At 56.0% G+C, this 24,835-nt stretch carries 23 protein-coding genes and 3 riboswitches; of the genes, 10 read left to right on the top strand and 13 right to left on the bottom strand.

The features are described from left to right. Positions 1 to 122: 122 nt before the first annotated feature. The 5 genes from LNA76_RS05150 to imuA all read right to left on the bottom strand — a co-directional run bounded on the left by LNA76_RS05150 (position 123) and on the right by imuA (position 6,236). Positions 123 to 542: a PaaI family thioesterase gene (locus LNA76_RS05150; RefSeq protein WP_230018240.1), complete on the bottom strand. Its 420-nt coding sequence runs from the start codon at positions 540 to 542 to the stop codon at positions 123 to 125. Further along, positions 539 to 1,000 carry a GatB/YqeY domain-containing protein gene (locus LNA76_RS05145; RefSeq protein ID WP_094196634.1) on the bottom strand — a complete coding sequence of 154 codons (462 nt, stop codon included), beginning with the start codon at positions 998 to 1,000 and terminating at the stop codon, positions 539 to 541. The genes LNA76_RS05150 and LNA76_RS05145 overlap by 4 nt, the downstream gene beginning before the upstream one ends. A gap of 64 nt (positions 1,001 to 1,064) precedes the next feature. Further along, a complete protein-coding gene (locus LNA76_RS05140; protein WP_230018238.1) occupies positions 1,065 to 4,262 on the bottom strand; it encodes an error-prone DNA polymerase in 3,198 nt (1,065 codons plus the stop codon). Beyond that, positions 4,259 to 5,542, bottom strand: coding sequence for a Y-family DNA polymerase (locus LNA76_RS05135; RefSeq protein ID WP_108727455.1), 1,284 nt, complete (start codon positions 5,540 to 5,542; stop codon positions 4,259 to 4,261). The genes LNA76_RS05140 and LNA76_RS05135 overlap by 4 nt, the downstream gene beginning before the upstream one ends. After that, positions 5,499 to 6,236, bottom strand: a complete 738-nt coding sequence (imuA, locus tag LNA76_RS05130; protein ID WP_094196637.1) for a translesion DNA synthesis-associated protein ImuA — start codon at positions 6,234 to 6,236, stop codon at positions 5,499 to 5,501. The genes LNA76_RS05135 and imuA overlap by 44 nt, the downstream gene beginning before the upstream one ends. Before the next feature lie 114 nt (positions 6,237 to 6,350). Here imuA and LNA76_RS05125 point away from each other — a divergent pair, with 114 nt between their 5' ends. Then, positions 6,351 to 6,965, top strand: a complete 615-nt coding sequence (locus LNA76_RS05125; protein ID WP_230018236.1) for a tRNA-uridine aminocarboxypropyltransferase — start codon at positions 6,351 to 6,353, stop codon at positions 6,963 to 6,965. Here LNA76_RS05125 and LNA76_RS05120 read toward each other — a convergent pair. The 6 genes from LNA76_RS05120 to pbpG form a co-directional block, all read right to left on the bottom strand. Beyond that, the gene (locus LNA76_RS05120; protein ID WP_108727457.1) at positions 6,952 to 7,371 is read right to left on the bottom strand and encodes a carboxypeptidase-like regulatory domain-containing protein; all 420 of its coding nucleotides are present in this window, start codon (positions 7,369 to 7,371) and stop codon (positions 6,952 to 6,954) included. The two genes, LNA76_RS05125 and LNA76_RS05120, sit on opposite strands and share 14 nt — an antisense overlap. After that, a complete protein-coding gene (locus LNA76_RS05115) occupies positions 7,368 to 8,261 on the bottom strand; it encodes an NRDE family protein (RefSeq protein WP_230018235.1) in 894 nt (297 codons plus the stop codon). Before LNA76_RS05115 ends, LNA76_RS05120 begins: the two co-directional genes overlap by 4 nt. An 85-nt stretch (positions 8,262 to 8,346) precedes the next feature. Beyond that, positions 8,347 to 9,294 (bottom strand): succinylglutamate desuccinylase/aspartoacylase domain-containing protein, encoded by a 948-nt coding sequence (locus LNA76_RS05110; RefSeq protein ID WP_230018234.1) that lies wholly within the window; start codon positions 9,292 to 9,294, stop codon positions 8,347 to 8,349. Positions 9,295 to 9,339: 45 nt separating this feature from the next. Then, positions 9,340 to 10,329, bottom strand: a complete 990-nt coding sequence (locus LNA76_RS05105) for a Bug family tripartite tricarboxylate transporter substrate binding protein (protein WP_094196642.1) — start codon at positions 10,327 to 10,329, stop codon at positions 9,340 to 9,342. A gap of 157 nt (positions 10,330 to 10,486) precedes the next feature. Then, positions 10,487 to 11,401: a LysR family transcriptional regulator gene (locus LNA76_RS05100; protein WP_230018232.1), complete on the bottom strand. Its 915-nt coding sequence runs from the start codon at positions 11,399 to 11,401 to the stop codon at positions 10,487 to 10,489. 11 nt (positions 11,402 to 11,412) lie between these two features. Beyond that, the gene (pbpG, locus tag LNA76_RS05095) at positions 11,413 to 12,417 is read right to left on the bottom strand and encodes a D-alanyl-D-alanine endopeptidase (RefSeq protein ID WP_230018230.1); all 1,005 of its coding nucleotides are present in this window, start codon (positions 12,415 to 12,417) and stop codon (positions 11,413 to 11,415) included. A 270-nt stretch (positions 12,418 to 12,687) separates the two neighbouring features. Between pbpG and LNA76_RS05090 the strand changes: the two genes are divergently transcribed. The 3 genes from LNA76_RS05090 to LNA76_RS05080 all read left to right on the top strand — a co-directional run bounded on the left by LNA76_RS05090 (position 12,688) and on the right by LNA76_RS05080 (position 14,851). Beyond that, positions 12,688 to 13,044 (top strand): flagellar protein FlhE, encoded by a 357-nt coding sequence (locus tag LNA76_RS05090; protein WP_230018228.1) that lies wholly within the window; start codon positions 12,688 to 12,690, stop codon positions 13,042 to 13,044. A 141-nt stretch (positions 13,045 to 13,185) separates the two neighbouring features. Further along, positions 13,186 to 14,001 carry a motility protein A gene (locus LNA76_RS05085; RefSeq protein ID WP_009454185.1) on the top strand — a complete coding sequence of 272 codons (816 nt, stop codon included), beginning with the start codon at positions 13,186 to 13,188 and terminating at the stop codon, positions 13,999 to 14,001. 4 nt (positions 14,002 to 14,005) lie between these two features. Further along, entirely contained in the window at positions 14,006 to 14,851 is an 846-nt protein-coding gene (locus tag LNA76_RS05080) for an OmpA/MotB family protein (RefSeq protein WP_230018226.1), read from the top strand. A 77-nt stretch (positions 14,852 to 14,928) separates the two neighbouring features. Here the strand turns inward: LNA76_RS05080 and LNA76_RS05075 are convergent, their stop codons facing one another. After that, entirely contained in the window at positions 14,929 to 16,368 is a 1,440-nt protein-coding gene (locus LNA76_RS05075) for a sodium:solute symporter family protein (protein ID WP_094198340.1), read from the bottom strand. 141 nt (positions 16,369 to 16,509) lie between these two features. Next, positions 16,510 to 16,617: riboswitch (TPP riboswitch) on the bottom strand. A 66-nt stretch (positions 16,618 to 16,683) separates the two neighbouring features. Beyond that, positions 16,684 to 16,781, top strand: a riboswitch (TPP riboswitch). Between the two features lie 50 nt (positions 16,782 to 16,831). On the opposite strand from LNA76_RS05075, the gene LNA76_RS05070 reads away from it, so the two are divergent. The 4 genes from LNA76_RS05070 (at position 16,832) to LNA76_RS05055 (ending at position 20,805) form a co-directional block, all read left to right on the top strand. Then, a complete protein-coding gene (locus LNA76_RS05070) occupies positions 16,832 to 17,614 on the top strand; it encodes a 3-oxoacyl-ACP reductase (protein WP_094196646.1) in 783 nt (260 codons plus the stop codon). Then, a complete protein-coding gene (locus LNA76_RS05065) occupies positions 17,611 to 18,903 on the top strand; it encodes an LLM class flavin-dependent oxidoreductase (RefSeq protein ID WP_230018224.1) in 1,293 nt (430 codons plus the stop codon). Before LNA76_RS05070 ends, LNA76_RS05065 begins: the two co-directional genes overlap by 4 nt. Positions 18,904 to 19,055: 152 nt before the next feature. Continuing rightward, a complete protein-coding gene (locus LNA76_RS05060) occupies positions 19,056 to 19,805 on the top strand; it encodes an SDR family NAD(P)-dependent oxidoreductase (RefSeq protein ID WP_094196648.1) in 750 nt (249 codons plus the stop codon). A 58-nt stretch (positions 19,806 to 19,863) separates the two neighbouring features. Further along, positions 19,864 to 20,008, top strand: a riboswitch (FMN riboswitch). Between the two features lie 161 nt (positions 20,009 to 20,169). Then, positions 20,170 to 20,805 carry a riboflavin synthase subunit alpha gene (locus tag LNA76_RS05055; protein ID WP_094196649.1) on the top strand — a complete coding sequence of 212 codons (636 nt, stop codon included), beginning with the start codon at positions 20,170 to 20,172 and terminating at the stop codon, positions 20,803 to 20,805. A gap of 45 nt (positions 20,806 to 20,850) precedes the next feature. Here the strand turns inward: LNA76_RS05055 and LNA76_RS05050 are convergent, their stop codons facing one another. Then, positions 20,851 to 21,429: an AAA family ATPase gene (locus LNA76_RS05050; RefSeq protein WP_230018222.1), complete on the bottom strand. Its 579-nt coding sequence runs from the start codon at positions 21,427 to 21,429 to the stop codon at positions 20,851 to 20,853. A 539-nt stretch (positions 21,430 to 21,968) separates the two neighbouring features. Here LNA76_RS05050 and LNA76_RS05045 point away from each other — a divergent pair. Both LNA76_RS05045 and LNA76_RS05040 read left to right on the top strand, forming a co-directional pair. Then, complete coding sequence (locus LNA76_RS05045; RefSeq protein ID WP_230018220.1) at positions 21,969 to 23,408, top strand: aspartate ammonia-lyase; 1,440 nt, start codon at positions 21,969 to 21,971, stop codon at positions 23,406 to 23,408. A gap of 50 nt (positions 23,409 to 23,458) precedes the next feature. Next, positions 23,459 to 24,781 (top strand): dicarboxylate/amino acid:cation symporter, encoded by a 1,323-nt coding sequence (locus LNA76_RS05040; protein ID WP_094196652.1) that lies wholly within the window; start codon positions 23,459 to 23,461, stop codon positions 24,779 to 24,781. The last annotated feature ends 54 nt before the right edge of the window (positions 24,782 to 24,835 follow it).

Below are 24,835 nucleotides of genomic sequence, written 5' to 3'. Positions count from 1 at the left end.
GTGCGCTTCTTTTCAATCCGATAGCCGTTTGGGAACCAGCTACCGTCTTTGAATGGCTGAGTGCTTTACGTGAAGAAAGCTCGTGGCGGCCCATTCATGCCAAGCCGTATTGCCCTTGGCGTTTAGCTGCCGCGTACTACCCGAAATGTGGCTGCTGCTTTAACCAGCAAGCGCTGCTTTTCATCGTACCCGCCACCTTCGCAGTAAGCGGTATCGCCTTCCAGATACAGGCATTGGGCCTTGAACCAGACATCGCCCCGCGCAGGCAATAGAAACTGCGAGTTCATGTCTATGGTAGCCATGCCCGAGCCAGGGCGTTGAGCCCGTGCTGCGGCGCTAAGGGTGAAGTCCAGAATCGCCATCAACGTCCCCCCGTGCACATCAGCACGGGAGTTGGCATTACAGGCTTGCCAGGGCAGGAAGGTGATCACCTCCTGCTCGGTGCTGCTGACCGTTTGCAGGCCCAGGTGCTGCATGAGAGGGATGTGAGTGCCGAAAAAATCCTGTTTGGGCTGCGCCCGTTCGGCCTGCCAATGCTTCATGGGTTCAGTTTTTGCTTCACTTGAGCGGAAACCTGGGACATATCAGCACGGCCTGCCAGCTTGGCTTTGACCAAACCCATGACCTTGCCCATCAGTGCGGGACCTTGGGCGCCTTCGGACTGGGCCTGGGTAATGGCGTCGGCAATGACAGCATCAACTTCAGCACTGTCGGCTTGCTGAGGCAGGTATTCTTGCAGAATCAGCAATTCGGATTTTTCTTTCTCGGCGCTTTCGGTACGACCTGCAGACTCAAAAGCCTGAATGGATTCGCGGCGCTGTTTCACCTGCTTTTCAATGATGCTGGTTACTTCGGTATCGCCCAGCTCGGTACGTTCGTCCACTTCGCGTTGTTTGATCGCGGCTTGCAGAAAACGCAAGGTCTCCAGACGTCCGCTATCGCGAGCGCGCATCGCCGTTTTGATATCTTCAGCTAAACGGGTTTTGAGTGTTTGACTCATGGTGGTTCCTGGTTGAACGGGCAAAGCCATAGTTTAACGCAGGGTGAGGTGGGGAAAAATCCGATTATTGAAAATCTCGACTACGTGCAAGCAGATGACCAATCAGATGATTCATGGATACCAAACGGCGGGCAATCAAATGGCAAACGCTGCCATCGCGCTGCCAGATACCATAGACCCCCAGCAGACGAGATCGAAGCAAGGCCTGGGATTGCTCCTGGGCCAGTTCTTCGCGCACGATGACATTGACACTGCCGGTTTCATCTTCCAGCGTCACAAACACGGTGCCTTTCGCGGTGCCGGGGCGTTGACGAGTGGTGACCAACCCACAAGCCCGTGCCAGACGCCGATCCGGGCAGGTTTGATTAAGCTGTTCTGCCGTTGAGAATCGCAAGGGGGCCAACTGTGTGCGTAGCAGGGACAAAGGGTGGTGGTTCAGGCTCAAGCCCACGGCTTGATAGTCGCTTAATACCTCCAGTCCCGCAGTGGCACGCGGCAGATCCGGGGTTTGATCCGGCGTTTCAGCATGGCTCAGCAATCCTGCCTGGCTGGGACGTCGGGCATCCCAAACGCTGTGGCGGCGTTGACTATAGGCACTGCGCAAGGCATGGGCCTGGGCCAACGCTTGTTGATCGTGGGCTGACAGAGCCAGCTCCTGGCGCAAGCAGGCCAGATTCAGCAGACGTTCCGGGTGGCTTTGCCGGTAACTGACGATGGCATGCGCCCCTTGTTCGCTCAAACCCTTGACCATGTGCAAGCCCAGACGTACCTGGCGTGGGCTGCCAGGCTTGGAGCAGACATGGCTGTCGTACAGGCTGTATTGCACATCAATGGGCAAGACCTGTACGCCGTGACGACGCGCGTCCTGGACTAACTGGCTGGGGCCGTAAAAGCCCATGGGTTGGGAGTTCAGCAAGGCAGCCAGAAAGTGATCCGGGTAACGTGCTTTCAGATAGGCGCTGAACCAGGCCAGTTTGGCGAAGCTGGCCGAGTGGCTTTCCGGAAAGCCGTATTCCCCAAAACCGCTGATCTGGTCGAACAGGCGCTGGGAAAATTCGGGATCATAGCCTTTGGCGGCCATGCCATCGAGCAGCTCCTGCTCAAAAGGCCCCAGGCCACCACGACGACGCCAGGCGGCCATGGCTCGTCGCAAAGCATCGGCCTTATCTGCCGAGAAACCTGCCGCCTCCATGGCCAGCTCCATAGCCTGTTCCTGAAAAATAGGTATGCCCAAGGTACGTGCCAGCACATGGCGAATTTCGGGGGCGGGGTAGTCGACTTTGCGGTGGTCGCGGCGACGCTCCAGATAAGGATGCACCATGCCACCCTGAATGGGGCCGGGGCGCACAATGGCCACTTGCACGACCAAGTCGTAAAAACACGTGGGCCGCAGACGCGGCAACATGCTCATCTGGGCGCGGGACTCGATCTGGAACACGCCGATGGTGTCGGCCCTTCGTATCATGCGAAAGGTTTTGGCGCTTTGCAAAGGAATGTCCTGCAAGTGGAACGGTTTGCCTTTTTGTCGGCTGATACTGTCCAGGCAACGGCGCAAGGCGCTCAACATGCCCAAAGCCAGAATGTCGACTTTCAGCAGGCCCAGCACATCCAGATCGTCCTTGTCCCATTGCACAACGCTGCGCCCCGGCATGGCTGCGTTTTGAATCGGCACCAGCCTGTGCAAGGGCGTTTGTGAAATCACAAACCCGCCTGGATGCTGGGACAGATGACGCGGAAAGCCCATGAGCTGGCGGGTCAAGGACAGCCATTGATGTGCTTGTTCGGGTGGGCATTGAGGAAAGCGCGCAAAGACCTCATCTTGAATGCGGGTGTCGTTAAGCCAGGCGCGGTCACATTGAATCAAGGCCTCGACCAGGGGTTGAGGAATGCTCAGTGCCTTGCCGGTATCGCGCAAGGCACTACGGCGTCTATAGGTGGTGATGACTGCGGTTAAGGCGGCCCGTTGTCGGCCATATTTGCGGTAAATGTACTGAATGACTTCTTCGCGGCGCTGGTGCTCGAAGTCCACATCAATATCGGGCGGTTCCGCTCGCGCCCGGCTAATGAAGCGAGCAAATAAGGTGTGGCTGCTGGCAGGGTCGACTTCGGTAATGCCCAGGCAATAGCATACGGCCGAGTTGGCGGCCGAGCCTCGGCCCTGGCACAAGATTCCCTGGCTGCGCGCATAGCTGACGATGTCGTGTAAGGTCAGAAAGTAGGACTCGTAGCCCAGGTCTGCAATCAGGCTCAGCTCTTGCTCCAGACGCATGCGCAAATGGTCGCTGATCCCTTTGGGATAGCGTCTTTGGACACCACGCTCGGTTTCCTGTCGCAGATATTCAATGCCACTGAGGCCAGGAGGCACAATCTCGACCGGGTACTCGTACTTGATTTCGCTTAAACAGAACTGACACAGCGCCTGGATGTGATCGGTGGTCTCACGCAGTTCGGCGGGGTAGAGATTGGCCAGTTGGAAGCGACTGCGTAAATGATGCTCGGCATTACCGGCCAAGGACCAACCGCATTCCTGCACGGGCGTTTTCAGGCGTATGGCAGCCAAGGTATCGTGCAATGGTTGGCGAGAGCGCACATGCATATGAACGCCTCCCAAAGCGGCACAAGGTACGCCAGACTCCTGCGCTGCCAGCCTGACGGCACGTAAGTGCTGCATGTCCTGATCGCGTCTATGCAGACTGATGCCTAAAAACAGGCGGCCTGCAAACAGCTCCAACAGCCGCTGTGTGTGAAGGTGGATGTGCTCGCTATCCAAGCCATAAGCGGGTTTGTAAATGACCAGACAGTCCGGCAAAACGTGTTGTTGTGAGCCTTGACGGGCTTGCTGCAAAAAAGACCAGTCAATCGAGGCTTGCTGTTTTAAGTCCAGAGACTGGTGCACGTGTGAGATGAATTGGCAGAGATTGCCATAGCCCTCTTTGTTGCGCGGCAAAATCAGCAGCTCATGGGCCTGAGTAGCGTCGCCAGTCATGCTTGTGGAATGGGTGTTTGGTGGGTTCGCCGGTTCCCACACGCCTGTAAAGCAGAATCGGCTTCCCACCAGCAGGCGAATTTCCGGATGCAGCTTGGCCTGCGCATAGGCGCGTACCACACCGGCCATGGAGGCGTAATCGCATAAGGCCAGCGCCTTGTAACCTAGCTCGGCGGCTCGGCTGACCAGCTCTTCGGGGTGGGACGCACCATTCAGAAAGCTGTAGTTGGACAGGCAGTCCAGCTCTGAGTACAGCAGGTCTATATGGGATTTCATCCAAAGACTCCGTGCAGGTACCAGGCATGTTCCTGGCTCAAGTCCCGATAAACCCAATACAAGCGTCCTTGCGGACACAAGGCGATAAAGTAGTCCCGTTGCTGATGTCCGGAGCCGCTCCACCAGCCTGTCTGTACCCGTTCCGGGCCTTGAACCAGGCGTAGGCGCTGATTATCCAGAAGCGGGGATTGCTGATCGTGTTGTAAAGGCTGAGCCGGGTCCAGCATCCAGCAAGGACGTTGCAAAGTTGGATGACTGGTCTTGGGGGGCTGACTGCTGGACAAGGACAGCCATTGATTCGCTTGTTCAGGCAAATAGCTGGCTTGGGCGGCAGGCATCAAAATCTGTTCAGCCCCTAACCTGGCTTGTAAACGCTCCAGAAGTTGCTGGTCTTGCTCTTGCCAATGGCGTGCATCGGGAAACAAGCCGCTGGCATGAGTTTGGCGAGGATGCAGTTGTTGAGCCTGCAGCACCAGGCTTTGTACAGCCGCCTGCAATTGCAGTGGCTGGAACTGTTCTTGCCATACTGGCAGAAAGTCCTGGCTGCGCCAGCAGGAGCGGGCCATCTGTAATTCCAGGCGGGTGGCGGTGGGGTAGTCCTTGTATCGTTCCGTATGCAGTACCAGTTCCAGACGTCCGCAGGCCAGTTGATATTGATTCAGCCAGGCCTCCAGTTGGATCAACAGGCGGTTTAACGCCCGCAAGATGGTGGGTTTGTGATTGGACGGGGCATCCATCTCCTGTTTGCGTGTAAATTGCGGGGCCGTATGCACCCATTCCAAGGCCCAGCTTTGTGTGCCGTAGGCTTGGTCCAATTGCAAAAGTAGGGCGCGCAACCCACGCTGGGACAGTCCATCACGGGGCAGTTGATGTAACTGGCCCAGGGTATGGCAGCCCAGACTATGCAGCCACTGCAACTGGTCAGCGGGTGGGGCCAGCAAGTGGATAGGAAGCGGGTTCAAGCAGGCTGGTAAACGGCGGACGCAACGGCGCTGCTTGTGGTTGGACAAAGCCAGCAAGCAGGCGGCGCGGGCAGTCGGCGCCAGGGCCAGACAGGGCTGGGGGACAAGAGGGGACAAATCAGCCCGAACCTGTTGATACAGACGGCGTAAGCCACCAAACAGCCGGATGCTGGCACGGATATTCAGTACCCATAAATGGGTTTGAACCTGTGCCAGTTGAGGGCTGTAGCGCAGCAAAACCGCTTGGATACCGTCCTGCTGCTCGGGATTGGCCTCAGGCGTAAGCAGGCTCTGGGGCAGTCGCAGGCATAGGTACATGAGACGGAATAGCCGTTGGCGGCATCAAGATGTGGTGGGGCGCTAAGGCAATGCTGTCCTTGCAAGGTGGGCCCCGACGTTTGCGAATATGGACATCCAACCAAGGCTGTCCGTGTTGGTCTTGTCGGGTCTGAAGATCCAGACGTAAAAGGGCTGGGCTGTTGGCCTGACTGTGCGCCGGACGCAAACAAAAAAACAGGCTGTCGCTTTGGTTGGCTAAGAGTTGCAACTGGCGCAAGGAGGCGAAAGGCACGTGAGCAGGCAACCAACTTAATACGGCAGCGCAATGGCCGTGACGTAAGGCCTGGGCGCTGGCCCACAAGGTGTCGTTCAGGTGTTGGCTGCGTATCCAGATCAAGCGGGCGGCTAACGCGTTTTCTGATGTAGCGCTTTGTCCCGTCGTGGCAGAGGTGCCGCGCCATCGTTGTTGCATGGGCTGATAGGGCGGCGCAACTAAAATACGCAATCGTTCTGCAGGCAGGGTGTTCAAGGCTGGCAGTAATAAGGATAAGGCACTGCTGTCCTGTGGTGCTTGCAGCTCGATCAGGCTGCCGATAGGCCAGCCTCCTCCTGGTAATTCAGCATCCAGAGCGTCAAAGCCGCTGGACAGGCAAGAACCTGCGGCATGCGCATAATGCTTGCCCGTCCACAGGGAGGGATGGAGGTCTAAAAGGGAACGAAGTGCGCTTGCCATAGGTGTGCTCCTGATTGCTGTATAAATATACAGTAAATTTGTTTGTCAGCAAACCAGGAGTCGGTTTCAAGGCAGAACTTTTATATACTGTGACCTTCTGTTTGACTCTCTCGCATGAACGCTTCCCTTCTCTCCCGCCCAGGCCGTTGCGCACAGTGCCAGCGGCCATTGGCTCGCTGCTTGTGTCCCTTGATTCCCTCGCTAGAAGCGGCGTGCCCGGTTCTGATTTTGCAGCATCCGTCCGAAGCGCGGCATGCGCTTAATACCGCACGTCTGGCGTATTTGGGATTGAAAGGGACAGAGTTATGGGTGGGGGAGCAGTTTGAAGAGCTGGGGGCGCGTCTGGCACAGGCGCATCGCCCTGTCTTGCTGTTTCCGGGGCCGCAAGCCAAGGTAGCGGGTTCAACAGGCCCAGAAGAAAAACCGGATTTGATCGTGGTGCCCGATGGCACCTGGCGCAAGGCGCGCTTGATTTTGCATCGTAATCCGGTCTTGCAAACCCTGCCGTATTGGATGCTGCCTGACGGGGAGGCGTCACGCTACAGGCTGCGTAAAGCGCCCGACCTTCAGGCCGTGTCTACCTTGGAAGCGATTGTCCGGTTGATGCAGGTTATGGAGCCAGAGCGAGATTTCAGGCCTTTGTTACGGCCTTTCGAGCAGTTGATCGAAGAGCAGATCCAGGCCATGGGCCTGGATACCTATCAGCGTAACTATCCTACTTCCAGATGAAGTTCAGCTCACGGGACTGACCGTCCACAATGCTGGCCTGGCGCTCCTGGGTTTGACCCTGGTACGTGGCAAACACCTTGTAATTGCCGGGCGCAAGGCGAATCAGGCAGTAGGGGCCATCGATCAGACTGTTCAGCACAGTTTGGTCGCCGCTGTTGCGGATGACCAGTTGCACGTCGGAAATATAGCCGACGCGCTCGCCCTGATGCGCCGAGAAGTTGACGGATAAGGGGAAGGTGCCGCGCACCATGCGGAATAACTGGGCTTCATCGCTGCCTATTCCGCCGCTAATGTATTCGGTTGATCCGTAGTACTGGCTGGGCGGCAGTTCCTGGGAATGCGCGATGGGACTGCTCAATAAGGCCAGCGACATGGCAATGCCGATCAAAGAAAGACGAGGACTCATGAGATTTCCTTGCTTGAAGTGGGAAGACTAAGCGGGCCATTAGTGGCTCTGTTGCTGTTATGAGAGGGGGCAGGCTGGCTGTCAGGATGAAAGCTGGGCCATAAAAAAGGCCAGTCATGCTGACGGATGGGTTCAGCGAGCGAATTGAAACTGCGTTCACGTAGCATCCCGTGCCCATGCTGATGAATAGTAATGACGGTGGTGCAGCGGGTGCCGTAATCGGGGCTGACAATAAACGGGCTGCTTAACAAGCGTTCGTGCTCAAGGCTCAGACCGGTTTGGGGCAAGTCACTGTCGGCGGCCACTTCTTGATTGCGCAAGCCCTGGAACAAACCTTCTACCGCTTGCGGCGAGCCATCAAAATGCTGCGCCTGCAGAGTTTCTTTCAGGAACAGGCTTTTGGGCCAAGGCGTATTGAGCCAGGCATTGCTCAGAATATGCACGCCCGGTTCCAGCCGATGCGGACGGCCGCTGGGGTGGCGATTGCTGTAATAGCCCAGACGTAACGGTTGTTGTGTGTCAGGCCACTCCAGAACAAAGAGATTGAAGCCTGCGTAGTCAGCCCCTTCCCGGGCTAACTGTTCCAGATACTCGGCGGGACTGCGCTCATCGACCAGGAACTGAGGAATCAGCTCGCCGCGCGAACGGTGCTTGCGGTTTTTGCTGCCCGGCGCTTCGCGGTAATTGGTTAGCAGGGCCAGACGTCCACGGCTTTGCGTCAGGCCCAGCCAAGTACCTCCGGCTTGCAGGTCTCGACCCGCCAGAATCTGGGGCTCGTTTTGCCAGGGCTGAGCCGGCTGGCTGGGGCGAGCATGATATTCGTCGCGATTGGTGGCAATAATCAGCGGCCAATCCGCATTCACTCCGACGGCGATATAAGCGATGCACATGTGCCGATTGTAGGATGGCTATGCAGGCTTTGGTAGCCAAAGTACCGCCAAGTTTCGCTTTTCTTCTCGGTATTTGAAAGGCCCGTCAAGAGGGTGCGTAGTCTTGTGCCAGGCGCACGACGGTGACACCGGGGCGTAGCTGGCGTAGTGACGGCATGACCAGCGTGCAATGATCGTAAGGCGTCAGCAAGGGCTGGCCATCTGTTTGCCCAATCTGGGTGCCAGCTTTGGCCAAGGTTTCCAGGCCTTGCCAGTTTTGGCTGAAACTGACGTTCATGGAAGGGGCGACAACGGCATGGGTAACTTGCAAAATGCGCTGCTGATCGGGCGAGGCTCGACGCCAGTCCGCAGGCAAATCCTCTTCTTGCACAATCTCGGAGGCGATCAGAAAGCGGGCAATCAGGTCCAATGCGATAGCAGGTGTATCTGGATCACCATGAAAGCCACATTCCAATAATAAGGAGCGGGTCTCATCGGCATTCGGGTCAGAAAAACGGCCGTAATCGCGCATGCGTACGCCGTCCTTGTGGCCCGTATCCACAATGACATGCTCGGGGGCGCTCAGGGTTTGCGCCAGCTCGATATTGCGCGCCAAGGTGCCGGTCAATAACAAGGGGGCACTGGGTTCATGCATGGAGTGCAGATCCAGCAACCAGTCGGCTTGTTCCAGCCAAGGCAAGATGGCCCGTGCGCGTCGTTGTTCGTGTGTCTGTGTTTGCGACAGCTTTTGATCGCTCCAAACGCGGTTCATGTCTTCGTCCACGTAGCGGCTGGCGTCGTGCTGCGCAGGGTCAAAGCGATCAAAGGCGTCCAGATTGCAAAAGGCCAGAATCAGTTTGCCGCGACGTGGCTGCATGCCGCTGGCTAGCACGGCTTTCAAGGCCCAGGCGCCGCACAGTTCGTTGCCATGGATCAGGGCGCTGATCATGACGGTACGGCCTGCCTTGCCAGAATCCAGACACCACAGGCCAGGAACACCGGTATTGCCCTGACGCTCTTTTTGAATGTCAGGCAAAGAAAGAGAAAATTGCATGGTGAAGACTCCAGCGCCCCGGCTGTCAGCCAGGGCGCATGTGTTTTATTCGGCCTGCAGTTTGGCCAACTCGACCAGACGGGCGTATTTGTCGACCTCTTTGGCCTGAAACTCGGCCGCGTTCATGCCGGGGGCGTAGAGCGTGGCTCCATTTGACTGCATCTTCTCTTGCAAGGTGGGCGATTGCAGACTGCTGTCCAGGGCTTGACGCAAGGTGCTGGTGACGGACTCGGGCAAATCCTTGGGGCCATACAAGCCAAACCAGACGTTGATATCGACCTTTTCAAAGCCGGGGGTATCGGCCAGCGGCGGGATTTCCGGGGCGGCTGGAGAAGCTTTGGTTTCGGTAATGCCCAAAGGCACAATGGCACCGGCGCGAGCTTGTTGCAAACCTGATGACAGTACAAGGTAAGCCGTATCCAATTGCCCGCTCATCAAATCCGATACCAGAGGAGGTACGCCGCGATAGGGCACGTGCATGGCGGTGGTACCGGTCGAAGCGTTCACCATTTCACCGGCCAGGTGCAAGGTCGTACCGACGCCCGAGGAGCCAAAACTGAAGGCTTCCGGTTCGGCAGCGCGCAGCTTTTGGGCATAATCTGCGGCAGAACGAATGCCGGATTTTGTGGAGGCGGCCAGCAACAAGGGTTGGGACGCAATCATGCCAATAGGCGTGAAATCTTGTTGTCCGTTGTAACGTACGGCTTTGTTGATCATGCCCGCAATGATCATCTCGTTGGTGGAACCGAGCAACAAGGTATAGCCGTCGGCAGCGGCCCGTTGTACGCGCTGGGCACCAATGGTGCCGCCGGCACCGCCCGCATTTTCCACGACGACACTTTGACCCAGGCGGCTGCTGAGTTCTTCAGCCAGCAGGCGCGCGGTCAAGTCCACACTGCCGCCAGCGGGGTAGCCCACGACCAGAGTCAGGGGGCGCGCAGGATAAGTGTCGGCATGGCTGACCGAGGCTTGCAGCAGGCTGCAGGCGCCCAGAATGCCAAGAACCAAGCTGCGCTTGGAAAAGGAAAAAGACATGATGTGCTCCCCGTTCGATGGATAGGTTTCCGAGCAGCGGCCAGGGCGGCGCTGCGGGCCTGTATATCCTTAGTTATGAACGGCTATTGTGTTCGTTGCTGTCATTTGTGATGTGCTATTAAGGCACATGACCGTGCTTTTTCGATTGGCTGAAAGATCAACGACCCTGCTGGGTAAAAGCCCAGACAGACTCGGCCAGCGCCGAGAGCGGAGCCCGGGAGCGGTACAGGCGTACCTCAAAGGCAATTTCATCGCCTTTGCCGCCCAATTGCACCAAGGTGCCGCGACGACATTCATTGGCAATCATGGACAAGGGCAACCAGGCGACCCCCATGCCTTTGAGCACCGAACCCATTGCGGTATCCAGCGAGTCGCAACGTACCGTGCTGACCAAGGGGTAGGCAAAATGATGCAGCTTGTCACCCAGAATACGGGCCATGGCCAAGCCGCCCGAATACGAGATCAACGGGATGCTGCGCCCGCTTTCGGCATTGAGGTCATACAAAGGCATGCCGTTTTTGCGTCGCTGACAGGTGGGTACGAGCTTGTCAGTGGCAATGGTCATGTAGGTCACTTGCTCGGCCAGTAGCTCAATCGATAAGGCCGGGTGTTCATAACAACACAGGAAGTCTGTTTTGCCTTGGGCGAGCAGCTTGGCCATATCGGCCATCATGCCGGTGCTGATGTCGATGGGCACATGGGCCGACAAAGGCGCATGGCTACCTTTTTGCAGGCGGCTGACCCAGTCGGTGACCAGGGTACGCGCCAGGCTGCGGCCAGTGGCAATTCGTAAACTGCCTTGCCCGGCCTGATCCGACGCCTGCAATTGCCGACGGACACGGTTTAATTGTTCCAACACTTGGTTGGCGGTGTTGTAGAACACCTGTCCTTCTGGTGTCAGCGTAACGGGCAAGCTGCTGCGCTCGACCAAAGGCGTTCCTACCCATGCTTCCAAGGCCCGAATGCGGCGCCCAAATGCCGGATGCGTGACGTGGCGCTGTTCTGCTGCTCGAACAAAACTGCCCGCACGAGCCAGGGTCACGAAGTCTTCAAGCAGTTTGAGTTGGGACACGAAGAGCCGTCTTAAAGCATGGCCAGGCCGTTGGACTTTTCAACCAGATTGCGGATCCGTACGGCGTCACCAATACGCGAGTAACGACCCGTGGAATTCAGCAGCACAATAGCCACTTCACGATCTTCGATCTTGGTCAGCATGACCAGGCATTCCCCCGCTTCGTTGATGAAGCCGGTTTTGGAAACTTGAATATCCCAGTTGGCGTTCTTCACCAAACGATTGGTGTTGTTGAATACCAGCTGGCGGCCGCGCACAGGCTGGACGGAATACTGATCGTTCGTGGTGTACTGCTGGATACGGTCATGTTGACTGGTGGCGGTCAGTAATTTGACCAGGTCACGCGGGCTGGCCACGTTGTCGCTGGACAAGCCGGTAGGTTCCACAAAACGTGTGTTGCGCATACCCAAAGCGCGTGCCTTGTCATTCATGGCGCGCACAAAAGCAGGCAGACCGCCAGGGTAGCTGCGGCCCAAGGCATGGGCAGCCCGGTTTTCCGAGGACATCAATGCCAAGTGCATCATGTCGGCCCGGTTCAGTTTGGAGCCAACGCGAAGACGCGAGCTGGAGTGTTTGACGCGGTCCACATCTTCGTCGATGATCTCCAGCATTTCATCCATAGGCAGACCGGATTCAGCCACGACCAGGGCCGTCATCAGCTTGGTAATGGACGCAATGGGCCGAACAGCGTCGCTGTTTTTTTGATACAGCACGGTGGACGACTCCAGATCCTGTACAAAGGCAATCTCCGAACGCAGGGCGGCGTGCTGGATGAGAGCGTCGTGTTTGAGGGCATTGAGCGCGCGGCGGCTATCGTTTTCGCTGTAGCTGATGGGTTGCAGGTTTTTTTCAAAAACCAGATGCGGTACGTTGTAGCTGATGGCCGTGCTGGCGTCATTCAATGCGGATGGTTCGGCCAGCGCCAGCGTCTGCGCGACAGACAACATCGAAAATGGCGCTAACAATAAAGCGCATAATGCAGGTCGAATGAGTTTTTTTGTTCTGGTTTGAGGCATTTTTCAGTTCCCGGTCGGCGAGAAACAGAAGGGCGGATAGAATTTGTGCGTTTATGCTACCAGAAAAAATCTTCTTTATATTAGTATCTTACGACCCAAAGTTAAAAAAAATTTAAGATGTTTGCGCCGTATCATTAAGAAACTTATTTAATCTGTATAAAAAAACAGTCCATGTCTTTATTGAAATCCCCAAACGCCCAAAAACCTGTTTTTATAAACAGGTTTTATAAGTTTTGTCTTATTTTTTTAATCGTAGGAAGTACTCCCGCAATGGGGCACAAGGCGTCGCTAGCCTGGGATGGGGAGCAACTTAGCGAGGCCATCACAACCAGCTCTCCCCGTACTCAGCAACACTTTATGCCTCCAGAGTCCATACGTTCGCAGGCCCGTGCGCTTGGCAAGGTGGAGCTCAGCTACGACCATAACGGCCGGGCCATTCTGAAAAGTCGCCTGTGTTTGCAAGGTGGAGCCTGTGTGGACATGAACGGTTCGGTTCTTAGCACCAGAGCCTTTGCTGGTCAGGATGCGCGTCATGGCTTTGTGTTGGAGCATGAAGTCTGGAGTTGGGCGGGCAGCACCGAGGCGGTTCGAGTGCGGGCATCGATTCGGGTGAATTACCAGCGTTAGCTTTACGCGCCCGCGCCGCTTCCTAATAAACGATTTAATTTCATTTGGGTTTGATCTATCTCAAGGTGCTAGCCTAAAGAAACCCGCTGTACTGCCGATATGTAGTTCTGATGCCCATCGGGCCATAACCAGGACTTGTGCATGAACCCCTCTACTCTGATCGGCATCGTAGCCAGCGTGCTGCTGTTTGCCGTGATCTTGTTTTTTACGGCAGAAAACCCCGCCTTGTTTGTGGACCTGCCCAGCTTAGCTGTTGTGCTGGTAGGTACGTTGGCGGCGACGTTTATCAGCTACCCGTTAAGCGAAGTTGTCCGTATTTTTGGCCTGATCGGGACGGTGCTGCGTAACGAACGCCTGTACACCCAACAGGATATGGATGAGCTGATCAATATTTCCCGTTTGTGGATGATGGGTGATATTCGTGCCGTTGAAGAGGCGCTGGAAAAAGTAGCCAACCCGTTTTTGAAAACCGGTGTTCAACTGGTCATTGACCGAGCTCCCCAAGAAGATATTGAAGATCTTTTGCAATGGCGCATCAGCCGTTTGCGTGCCCGTGAGCATGCAGAAGCGCAACTCTTCCGTTTGATGGCCAGCTTCGCGCCTGCTTTCGGCATGGTCGGTACGCTGATTGGTCTGGTTAATTTGATGTTCTTGCTGGGCGATGGCGACATTACCTCTATTGGTCAGCAAATGGCGCTGGCCTTGATGACCACGTTTTACGGTGTGCTGCTCTCCAATCTGGTGTTCAAGCCTGTGGCCGTGAAGCTGGAGCGCCGTACCGAGCAGCGCGTGGTTTTGATGAATATGATCATGCAAGGGGTATCCATGATGAGCCAGCGCCGTGGCCCGGCTTTGATGCGCGAAACACTCAATTCCTTCATGGCCCAGTATCAGGACGAGATCAATGACCGGGGTGGCCGCGACGATGACGCGGACCCGGCTCCGGAGCGAGGTTGATCCCATGGGAAACATGGAGCAGGACCTGACCCTGGGTGAACTGGCTGACCGTCAGAAAGCCTTGCAAAAAGAGCTGGAACAAGCCCGGGGAGCCAAGATCGAACAGCAACTGGCCAGCAATCTGGGCAGCCGCCGTCGCAGCCGCCCCTGGAATGATCCGGGGCTGGCCGTACCCGAGGAGGAAGAGGCCTGGCTGACCACCTATCTGGATATGATGACCTTGTTGCTGGTCTTGATGATTGTGATGCTGTCCTTTGCAGGCAAGCGGGTACAAACGGCGGCGCAGGGGCAAGGGCAGGGAGGTGCGACGGTCGTTGCACAAGCGGGCAAAGACGGAGCCGGTTTGTTGCCCGCAGGCGCGGGCCTGTTTCCCGAGTCCGGCCTGGGTGAGGGGCTAGGCAAAGGCAATCACGGTCTGGATCTGGATGGCTTGGGTGACAACATTGATGTGGTCATGAACGATCAGTCTGTGAGCTTCCGTATCAACAGCGAGATTCTGTTCAACTCGGGCGGTGCGGATCTGGGCTTGGAGGGCTTGACGGTGCTACGTCAATTGGCTGAAGTATTGCAAAAATCCACCCACCCGATTGTGATTGAAGGCCATACGGATTCGGTGCCCATTCGTAGCTATCGCTACCCTTCCAACTGGGAGCTGTCCGGTGCACGTGCGGGCAGTGTAGTGCGTTACATGGAAGCCAATGGCATTGGCAGCCAGCGCTTGAGCGCGGTCGGTTATGCCGATACACGCCCCTTGGGGGACAATGCGACACAGCAAGGACGTGCAACGAATCGACGGGTTGAAATCATTGTGCAAACTCCTCAAACACAGCCTGAAAGTCCCGTCCAATAAGCCTTTACAACAAAACCCCGATTTGCGACTGACAAACCGGGGTTTTTGTTTTGAACTTGAATCCAGTGTGTTCGGATTTAGTCCAGAACGCGTGTGGAGGAGGCCAAGGTGCCCAAATCGAACTTGGGCAGATGGCGACGCAGAGGCATGATTAACACGCTGATCAGCACCGGCACAATGGCGGCCAGCAAGAAGGATTCCAGCAAGTAATCCATCGGGCCATTGGGGCGTGGGAACACGGCCAGACCGGCCACCAGGCCGCCCAGGGTGCTGAGGGTGGCGGTAAAGCCATCGTAGCGGCGGCTATACAAACCAAAGAACACGGGGAAAGCGGCTGCCGAACATAGCAAGTCTGCCAGCAGGAACAGGTACAGCACACTGAAACCTTGCGAGGACGCGTACAGCACAGGGATGGAGCAAACCCAGATCAGGGACCGCGCCAGACTCATCATTTGAGCGGTATTGCGATGGGGCATGATCCGGCCCAGATCCACCGCAATCAGGCTGGAAACAGCACTGATGGCGGTATCGGCACTGCTCATGACCAAGGACAGGCCCAAAGGAATCAGCAGTACCAGAAACCAGACCGGTACGTGCGGCAAAATAACGTTGAACAAGGCGACGGAGCTGTCACCGGTGGAGCCCAGGCCCACAAAGGCCAGACCAAATAAACCCATCAAAAAGATGAAAGGGGCGACAAACAGGCCACCGAGCAAAAAACCGCGACGCATGGACTGCGTGTCTTTGGCGGCATAGATGCGCTGCCAGTTGCCCTGGTGAAACAGGCCGGTCAGCAAGATGGCCACAAAGAAGGTCAGCCCGGCCTTGATACCGACCGGGTCGCCAAGCTCGATCAGGCGCGGCGCCTCCAGCTTCACGCTGTCAAACAATTGCACCGGACCCCCTACGGCTTGCCAACCAAACATGATGATCAGAAACAGCATGGGCAGGATTACAAGCATCTGTACCTTGTCGGTAAAGATGGACGCGCGCAGTCCGCCATAAGACGTGTAGATCAGCGTGGCCAGCAGCACAATACCGGCGGTGACCCACAGGGGGATAGGGGCGATCAAGGTAATCATCTTGGACATGGCGGTGATTTCAGCCGTCATGGAGATGAACATGTAAAACAACATGATGAGCAGGGTCAGCGCATACATAGGGCGACCGTAGCGGGCAATGACAAACTCGCTCAGGCTGTGGCCGCGTGGCAGCAGTTCGCGCATACGTTTGCCCAGCGGAATCATGGCCAGGCGGGGCGACATGGAACCGAGGGCATAGCCGATGACGGCGCTCAATCCTCCCCAGGTGGCGGCCTGCGCGGGTGAGAACAGGATCCACGCGCCCAGCGAAGAAGCCAATAAAGTCAGAATGGTAGCGACGGAACTTTGACTATTGCGAGCCACTACAAAGTCTTCAAGAGAATTTTTATAGTGGCGGGCGTATAGCACCCCGGCCAGAGCAAAAGCCGCAGAAAAAACGATCAGCCACAGGAGGGTGGCGGTTTGGTCCAGCATGAGATCTCCCCAAAAACCTGTTTGAACAGGCACAAACCGGCCAAGCTGGCGGGATGCCAGGGCAGGGCGCAGAAAAATGGAGGGATTGAAATGGGGCGTGTGAGCTGATGAATGCACCGCACAGACAAGAGCGGGCAGGCTGCCAGGCCGCGTTTCCTTTCCCTTCGCCGGCATGATCCGGATCAGGTTCTAAGGGTTACCGCTTGAATGCGGAGTCTCAGCCCGTTAAGGACTCCCCCAGGAACAGGTTCAAAGAGTAGGAGAGCTTCTTTCAAATGTCAATGATACGGTCTAGGCCAATTTATGCTATGGTCTGGCTGCGGCACGGGGTGTCCTTCTTGGAAAGGGCTGAGATAAAACCCGTCGAACCTGATCCAGCTCATACTGGCGAAGGGATGTCCGAATCCATAGACCTGCGTCTGAACCGGGCCGACATCCTCGCCGAATTCTTGCAAGGAGTCTCATGTCTGTGGAACACGTCTCGGAACTCTCCCAACAACTTGTTCTGGTCACCGGCGGCGCACGCGGCCTGGGGGCTTGCCTGGTACGTGCGTTTGCGCGTCAGGGCGCGAAAGTTGTCATCAATTACCTGAAAAGTGAAGCAGCCGCTCAGGCGCTGGCGGATGAGTTCCCGCAGCAATGTCTGGCCGTGCAAGCGGACGTGACGGAGGCGGCGGCGGTGCAAGCTTTGTTTGCCAAGGCCCAGGCGCATTTTGGCCAGCCTATCACTACGGTCGTCAATAACGCGTTGCCTGAATTTTCTTTCAACGGCGATGCTCGTCCCCATGCCGATACGCTGACGTGGTCGCAACTGAACCAGCAACTGGAAGGCATTGTGGGCGGTGCCTTGAACACCACACAGGCGGCATTGCCTGGTATGAAGCAAGCGGGCTTTGGTCGCATCATCAATATCGGTACGAACCTGTTCCAGAACCCTGTTGTGCCCTATCACGATTACACGGCCGCCAAGGCGGCGTTGTTGTCCATGACGCGTACCTTGTCGCACGATCTGGGGCCCGATCAGATTACTGTGAACATGATTTCTGGCGGTTTGCTGCGTACAACCGATGCGTCCGCGGCTACGCCCGAGGCCGTGTTTGACTTGATTGCGGCCAGTACACCGTTGCGCCGTGTGACCACGCCTGAGGAGTTCGCCGATGCCGCTTTGTTCTTTGCCGGTCCGTGGGCTCGGGCAGTCACTGGGCAGAATTTGGTGGTGGACGGTGGATTGGTGAAAAACGGATGAGGCAGCTGCACTTTAATTTATTCATTATGGGCTGCGGGCATCACAAAGCAGCCTGGCGTCATCCCGATTCGCAGGCCGAACGCCTCGGCGATGTCCGGTTTTACGAAGAACTGACCCAGATCGCCGAGCGTGGCAAGCTGGACGCCATATTCTTTGCCGATGGCCAATCCAGCGATAACGTGTCTGACGGTCCGCGCTGGTTTTTGGAACCCTTGACCATGATGGCCGCCCTGGCGCGAGCCACCGAGCGTATTGGCCTGATCAGCACCGTTTCCAGCACTTTCTACACGCCTTTTGTGGCAGCGCGCATGTTGTGCTCCCTGGATCATGTGTCCAAGGGACGGATGGGCTGGAACGTGGTGACATCCATGTTTGATTCGGAAGCACGTAATCACGGCTACGAAGCCATGCCCGACCATGCCTGGCGCTATGCACGGGCTGAAGAGTTTGTTGAGACTTCGCTGAAACTGTTCGACTCCTGGAGCGACAGTGCCTTGGTGATGGACAGGCAGGGCGATTATGCCAAGGTAGATCAGGTGCGTCAGATCCTGCATAAGGGCGATCACTTCCTGGTCGATGGGCCCTTGACCTTGCCGCGCTCACCACAAGGACAGCCTGTTCTGTTTCAGGCCGGTGCCTCTGAGCAAGGCCGGGATTTGGCCGCGCGCAAAGCTGAAGCGATTTATGCCGTGGCGTATGACTTGCCCTCGGCCCAATCCTATTACCGCGACATCAAACGACGCGTGCGGGAAACGGGGCGGGGCGTGGATGTGCCCGTGATGCCAGGCCTGGTGACCTATGTGGGCTCTACCATGGAAGAGGCGCGTCGCAAACAGCAGGAACTGGATGAGCTCTTGCCCGCCGAGACGTCCTTGCGCCAGTTGGGTATGTTCGTCGGTCAGGATTGCATGGGCTGGGAACTGGATGCGCCGGTACCGCCACTGCCTCCTTTGGAGAGCTTCAAGGGCCCCAAAGGGCGTTATGCCACCATGCTGCGCATTGTTGAAATAGAAAAACCAACGGTTCGTCAATTGCTGGGTCGTATTGCTGCCGGTGGTGGTCATTGCACCATGGTCGGAACGCCAGAATCCATTGCTGATCAGATTGAGCAATGGTGGCGCAATGAAGGCGCGGATGGTTTTAACCTGATGCCACCTTCCTTGCCCAATGGTATTCGAGACTTTGTTGAGCAGGTGATACCTGTTCTGCAAAAACGCGGCCTGTTCCGCCATGAGTATGAGCACAGCACTTTGCGTGGACACCTGGGGCTGGAACGTCCTGCAGCCTGACCTTGGGATGAGAAAAAAGCGGGCATTTCCATCGCTGGATTTGTCCGCTTTTTCCCTAGGGGGAAGGGGCTACGAAGTTCCTGAAGTTTGCTATCCTTAATGCTTTAATTGTCGCCTGCTTAACGAGCAGCGAGCTGTATAGGGATCGCACTATGAAAACCGCCGTTGTCACCGGGGCCTCCTCAGGGTTTGGGGCCGCTCTTGCTCGTAAATTGGTATCTGAAGGGCACACCGTGCTGGGTCTGGCGCGCCGTCAGGACAAGCTGGATGCCCTGGCCACCGAGCTGGGCGAGCGGTTTGTACCGGTCAGCGTGGATTTGACCGATCGTGCGCGTGCTGAGGCAGTGTTGGCGGATCTGACGGCTCGTTATCCCCATATCGACGTGCTGATCAATAACGCCGGTTTGGCGCTAGGCGTGGACAAGGCGCAAGACGCCAAGATGGATCAGTGGGATACCATGGTGGCTACCAATATCAGCGCGTTGCTGCATATTACGCACGCTTTGCTGCCAGGTATGGTCAAGCAGAACAAGGGCCATATCATCAATCTGGGCTCGACGGCGGGCGAATACGCTTACGCCGGCGGCAATGTGTACGGCGCTACCAAGGCATTTGTGCATCATCTGGGCCTGAATCTGCGTGCCGACCTGTCGGGTACGGCAGTGCGTGTCTCTACTGTGGCTCCTGGCCTGTGTTCCGGCACGGACTTCTCCGCCGTGCGTTTGGGCGATAAAGACAAAGCCGCTGCGCTTTACCAGAACGTGGATGCGCTGACGCCAGAGGATATCGCCAACACCATTACCTGGATCATGAATGCGCCTGCCCATATGAACGTCAACTACATCGAGTTGATGCCTGTGGCGCAAAGTTTTGCCGGCTTAAGTGTGCATCGCCAGGCTTGAGCTTGGCGACTGGGCTTGGGTCTGGCTTGATTAGACTTGGGCTCCGGTCTTACACTGCACACGTCTTCAGGGCGGGGTGAAATTCCCCACCGGCGGTAAGGGATTCGTTCCCCAGCCCGCGAGCGATCTCCCCCTGGGAAAGATCAGCAGATCAGGTGCAAAGCCTGGGCCGACGGTCAGAGTCCGGATGAAAGAAGATGAAGCCTCGCTGCCTTGTGATCAAGGGTGATCAAGGCAGCGAGGTGTTTTATTGCTGCCCGGAGGACGCATTGTTTAATCAAGGATGCGTTCAAATGAAAAATCTGAAAATCTCCCCTGCATTAGCCACTGGTCTTTTGCATGAATGTTGCGAAGGAGTGTGCTGATGTATACCGGAATTGTTAAAGCGGTTCGTCCTCTTACCGCGGTCAAGGCCGAGCTGGGCCGTACCGAGTTTGAAATCGATTTCACCGACGAGCTGCTGGTGGATCTGCAACTGGGTGCCAGTGTCAGCGTGGAAGGCACCTGCCTGAGCGTAACCAGTATCAGCGGCCCTAAAGTCACTTTTGATGCGATCCCTGTCACGCTGGAGCGCACGAATCTGGGCACGCTTAAAACAGGTGATCTGGTCAATATCGAGCGCTCGGCCAAGCTGAACGAGGAAATAGGCGGCCATGTGATGGCTGGCCATATCGCAACGACCGCAGAGGTGCTTGAATTGAGCATTACCGAGGCGGGTAACCGTCTGCGTTTCCGTGTACCAGAAGAGTGGGCGAAGTACGTGTTCCCACGCGGTTTTCTGGGCGTTAATGGCTGCAGCTTGACCGTGGCGGATGTGGAGGATGGCATTGTGACCATCAACCTGATCCCCGAAACCTTGCGCCAGACAACGTTCTCCCGCTACAAGGTGGGCGATCGCCTTAATATCGAGGTGGACCAACAGACGGTGGTATTAGTCGATGTGCTGGAGCGTACGGTGGCCGGTACCTTGTCGCGTGTGATGCCTGGTTTGAAAAACTGAACAAGGCTCGAGACCATATCAGTAAAAAGAAGGGCTGCTGGCCGATTAAGGCTGACAGCCCTTTTTTAATGCCTCGCGCTCCTTGTATGGAGCGGTCGTGCCTAGGGTATTGAGCACAAAATCAGCGCGCTTTTGGACTGTTGTCTTGGGAAGAATGCTCACTTGGTAGCCCAACAAAGGGTAGATACGCGTCAAGCGTTCGTACTCATGCAAAGCCGCGTTGATATCATGCCGGCGTTCCGGGTCCTGCTTATAAATCTGTGGCCAGGGCGGCGTTAAAAACACCCGAGGATGGTAGGGGTAAGCGCGACTGACCGCCTCCAGCAAGGGATGGCCTCTTAATTCTTGTAACGCGGCTGCCGCATCAATCAGGCCACGATCAAAAAACACCCACGAACCATCTTGAGCTGCGGTCACGTAGTCTGTTTGGGCAATCTTGAGCGCCTCTTGCAGAAAGGCCTCCAGATCCAGCCAGGGTAGAGCAGAGCCTTGGATGGCCAACTGTTCCTGAACAATACGTCGCCCAGGCTCTTGAATCACGGTATGCCCACGTTTTTGGAGCTCGGCTAACAAAGTGGACTTACCACCGCCGGAGCAACCTGAAATAAGGACGAAAGAATGCATAAAGAAATGCAGATCAATAAAAGAAAATAAGAACTTGGAAAAGCTGGGGCGAACCCCGAAACTACGAAGAAGGGAAGAAGGGAAGAAGGGAAGAAGGCTTAGTTTAAGGCAGGGATGAGAAATGATGAACCCCGATCCCCTTGTGGGTGTACACAAACATCTAACCCGCCTATCTTCAAGGCATCCAACAAAGAAGATAAAATGCAATTAACGGAAAAGAATTCCAAACATTGAAAAAAAAGTATCCAACAAAAAGAGGGGCGATTTTGGGAGAAAACCGCATGGTAATACAGCCGGATAAAACCCACAGCCGCACAGTCTGATGACTTCTGTTCGGGTTTCCGTCTTTTTTGGGCTTGCCGTGTTCGGAAATCCGAACGGAAGGGAGCGTATTGTCAGTGTCTCTACAATCAGTGCACAAAAAATGACTTGTTTTTCAATAGGCTAGTGCAATCCGCTGTTGTTGGCACAGTTGTTGCTTTTAACTCCGGTACAACAACCCAAATTTTTGGGGCCCTACATAAAAACGGAGAGATGACATGACTGATTGCACCGCAACGGCTCACACGCGCCTGGAAAAAGACTTGCTAGGAACTCGGCCCGTACCTGACTCGGTGTATTTTGGCGTTCACACCCTGCGAGCCGTTGAAAACTTCGATATTACGGCGACACCTATTTCAAACTATCCCGATTTGATTCGTGCCCTGGCACAGATCAAAGCATCCGCCGCGCAGGCCAACCACGCGCTGGGAGCATTGGATGCCGTCAAGAAAGAAGCGATTGTGCAGGCATGCCGAGAAATTGAGTCCGGCCAGCATCACGACCATTTTGTGGTGGATGTGATCCAAGGTGGTGCGGGAACCTCTACCAATATGAATGCGAACGAGGTGATCGCTAACCGTGCGCTGGAGATTTTGGGTCATGAGCGAGGGCAATACGCTTTTCTTCACCCCAATGAGGATGTCAATCTGGGGCAGTCGACCAATGATGTATACCCCACCGCCTTGAAGCTGGCTGCCTATCAGGGTGCTGCCCGTTTATTGACCGCCTTGGAGTACTTGCAGCAAGCGTTCGAGAGCAAAGCTCACGCTTTCAAAGAGCTATTGAAAATGGGGCGAACACAACTGCAAGAAGCGGTCCCTATGACCCTGGGGCAAGAGTTTGCAGTTTACGCCGGCATGATTGCCAAAGATCGCCATTGCCTGACCGAGGCCATGCAAGAGCTGTGTGAAATCAATCTGGGTGCGACCGCGATTGGCACGGGTATCAATACCCATCCTCGCTATGCCAAACTGGTCACGCGTCAATTGTCCTCAAACACGGGGATCAGCCTGCGCAGCGCCCCCAATCTGATCTTGGCCACCCAGGACTGCAGCGCTTTTGTGCAATTGTCCAGCGCGTTGAAACGGATTGCCGTCACACTGTCCAAGACCTGCAACGACCTGCGTCTACTATCGAGCGGCCCACGCGCTGGCATTGGCGAGATCAATTTGCCACCACGCCAAGCGGGCTCCTCCATCATGCCCGGCAAAGTCAATCCCGTCATTCCGGAAGCGGTCAGCCAGATTGCTTTTGAAGTCTTTGGCAATGATGTGACTGTCTCCTTTGCGGCCGAAGCAGGACAGCTTCAGCTCAACGCGTTTGAACCCATTATTGCGCACAGCCTCTACAAGAGCCTGCGTCACCTGCAACGCGGATGCATGATTCTGGCCGACTACTGCGTGGAAGCGATCACCGCCAATCCTCAGCGCCTGGCAGACAGTGTTAGCCAATCTATCGGATTGGTTACGGCGCTTAATCCGTTGATTGGCTACGCCGCAGCCACCGACATTGCCAAGCAGGCGCATGAAACCGGCAAAGGGGTGGCCGAGCTGATTCTGGAGCAGGGCTTGTTAAGTGCGAACGAGCTGGCTCAGGCCTTGCGGCCTGAACTGCTGATCGCGCCACGCACCGTGAACGAATTTGAGCAAACTCTTTAATTAAAAAAAACTGACAGGCCCGCGCACGGACCGACAAGGGAGATAAGCATATGAAGCTGAATAAGCAAACCACATGGATTCTGATTGCCATGGCATTGGGTGTGGTGGTGGGGTATATCTGCCACAAAATGGCCGATACCCCTGAACAGGCTCATGCTATTGCCAGCTACTTTGGCATGGTGACGGATATGTTTTTGCGCTTGATCAAAATGATCATTGCGCCGCTGATTTTCGCCACGCTGGTTGCCGGTATGGCCAGCATGGATGATGCAGCGACTGTTGGCCGTATCGGTGGCCGTGCCGTGGGCTGGTTCCTGTTGGCGTCGCTGGTATCGCTGACGGTAGGGCTGATTTTTGCCAATATTTTTCAGCCTGGCGCTAATGTCGGCATTCCCTTGCCGGCTGAATCCGCGCACTTGGGAGTGGATACCTCGGCACTGAACCTGAAAACGTTTTTGACTCACGTTGTGCCACGTAACTTTTTTGAGTCCATGTCCAAGAACGAGATTTTGCAAATCCTGGTGTTCTCGGTATTTTTTGGACTGGCCTTGGGGAAAGTGCGTGGCAATCCCCAGGCAAACACCCTCGCACAAACTATCGAGGGCGCTGTGCCGGTGATGCTGACGGTAACCAACTACGTCATGTACTTTGCGCCACTGGGGGTGTTTGCAGCCGTGGCCAATATCATCACGACGGAAGGGCTGGGTATTTTGGCGGTCTATGGCAAGTTTCTGGGCAGTTTTTATGCCACCTTGGTGGTGTTGTGGTTGATTTTGCTTGCTGCCGGATTTCTGGTGCTCAAGGGTCGGGTATTCACGCTGTTCAAAGAAATCCGTCAACCCATGTTGCTGGGTTTTTCCACCGCCTCCAGTGAAGCGGCCTATCCGCGTCTGATGGAAAAGCTGGAAGTGTTTGGTGTACGCAAGCGCGTTATCGGCTTTGTCCTGCCGCTGGGCTATTCCTTTAACCTGGATGGCTCCATGATCTACACCGCTTTTGCCGCTTTGTTTATCTCACAGGCGTATGACGTGCCGCTGACCTTGCAACAGCAGATTATTATGCTGCTGGTGTTGATGATCTCCAGCAAAGGTATCGCCGGTGTGCCACGCTCCGCGCTAGTCGTGGTGGCCGCGGTTTTACCGATGTTTGGTCTGCCTGAGGCTGGTGTACTATTGATCATGGGCATTGATCACTTTCTGGACATGGGCCGCACCGCGACAAATGTATTGGGTAACGGCATTGCCACAGCCGTTGTCGCTAAATGGGAAGGTGCCATCGATGCGCCCGACGAGGCGGACAGCAGGGCGGCAGGCTCATCGCAGCCCCGGCCCGAGGAGGCAGCCCCGGCAAGCTCAGCGCCTGTCATTGCCTGACACCCCTCCTGTCTGGGTAGCGGCTGTTTACTACAATCCCGTGTCAGTGGCCGC

The organism is Alcaligenes sp. MMA, from assembly GCF_020907215.1.
Taxonomy (GTDB): Bacteria; Pseudomonadota; Gammaproteobacteria; order Burkholderiales; family Burkholderiaceae_B; genus Alcaligenes; species Alcaligenes aquatilis.
Note: the sequence above shows the minus strand (reverse complement) of the source record. Positions and strands in the feature narration are given on the sequence as shown.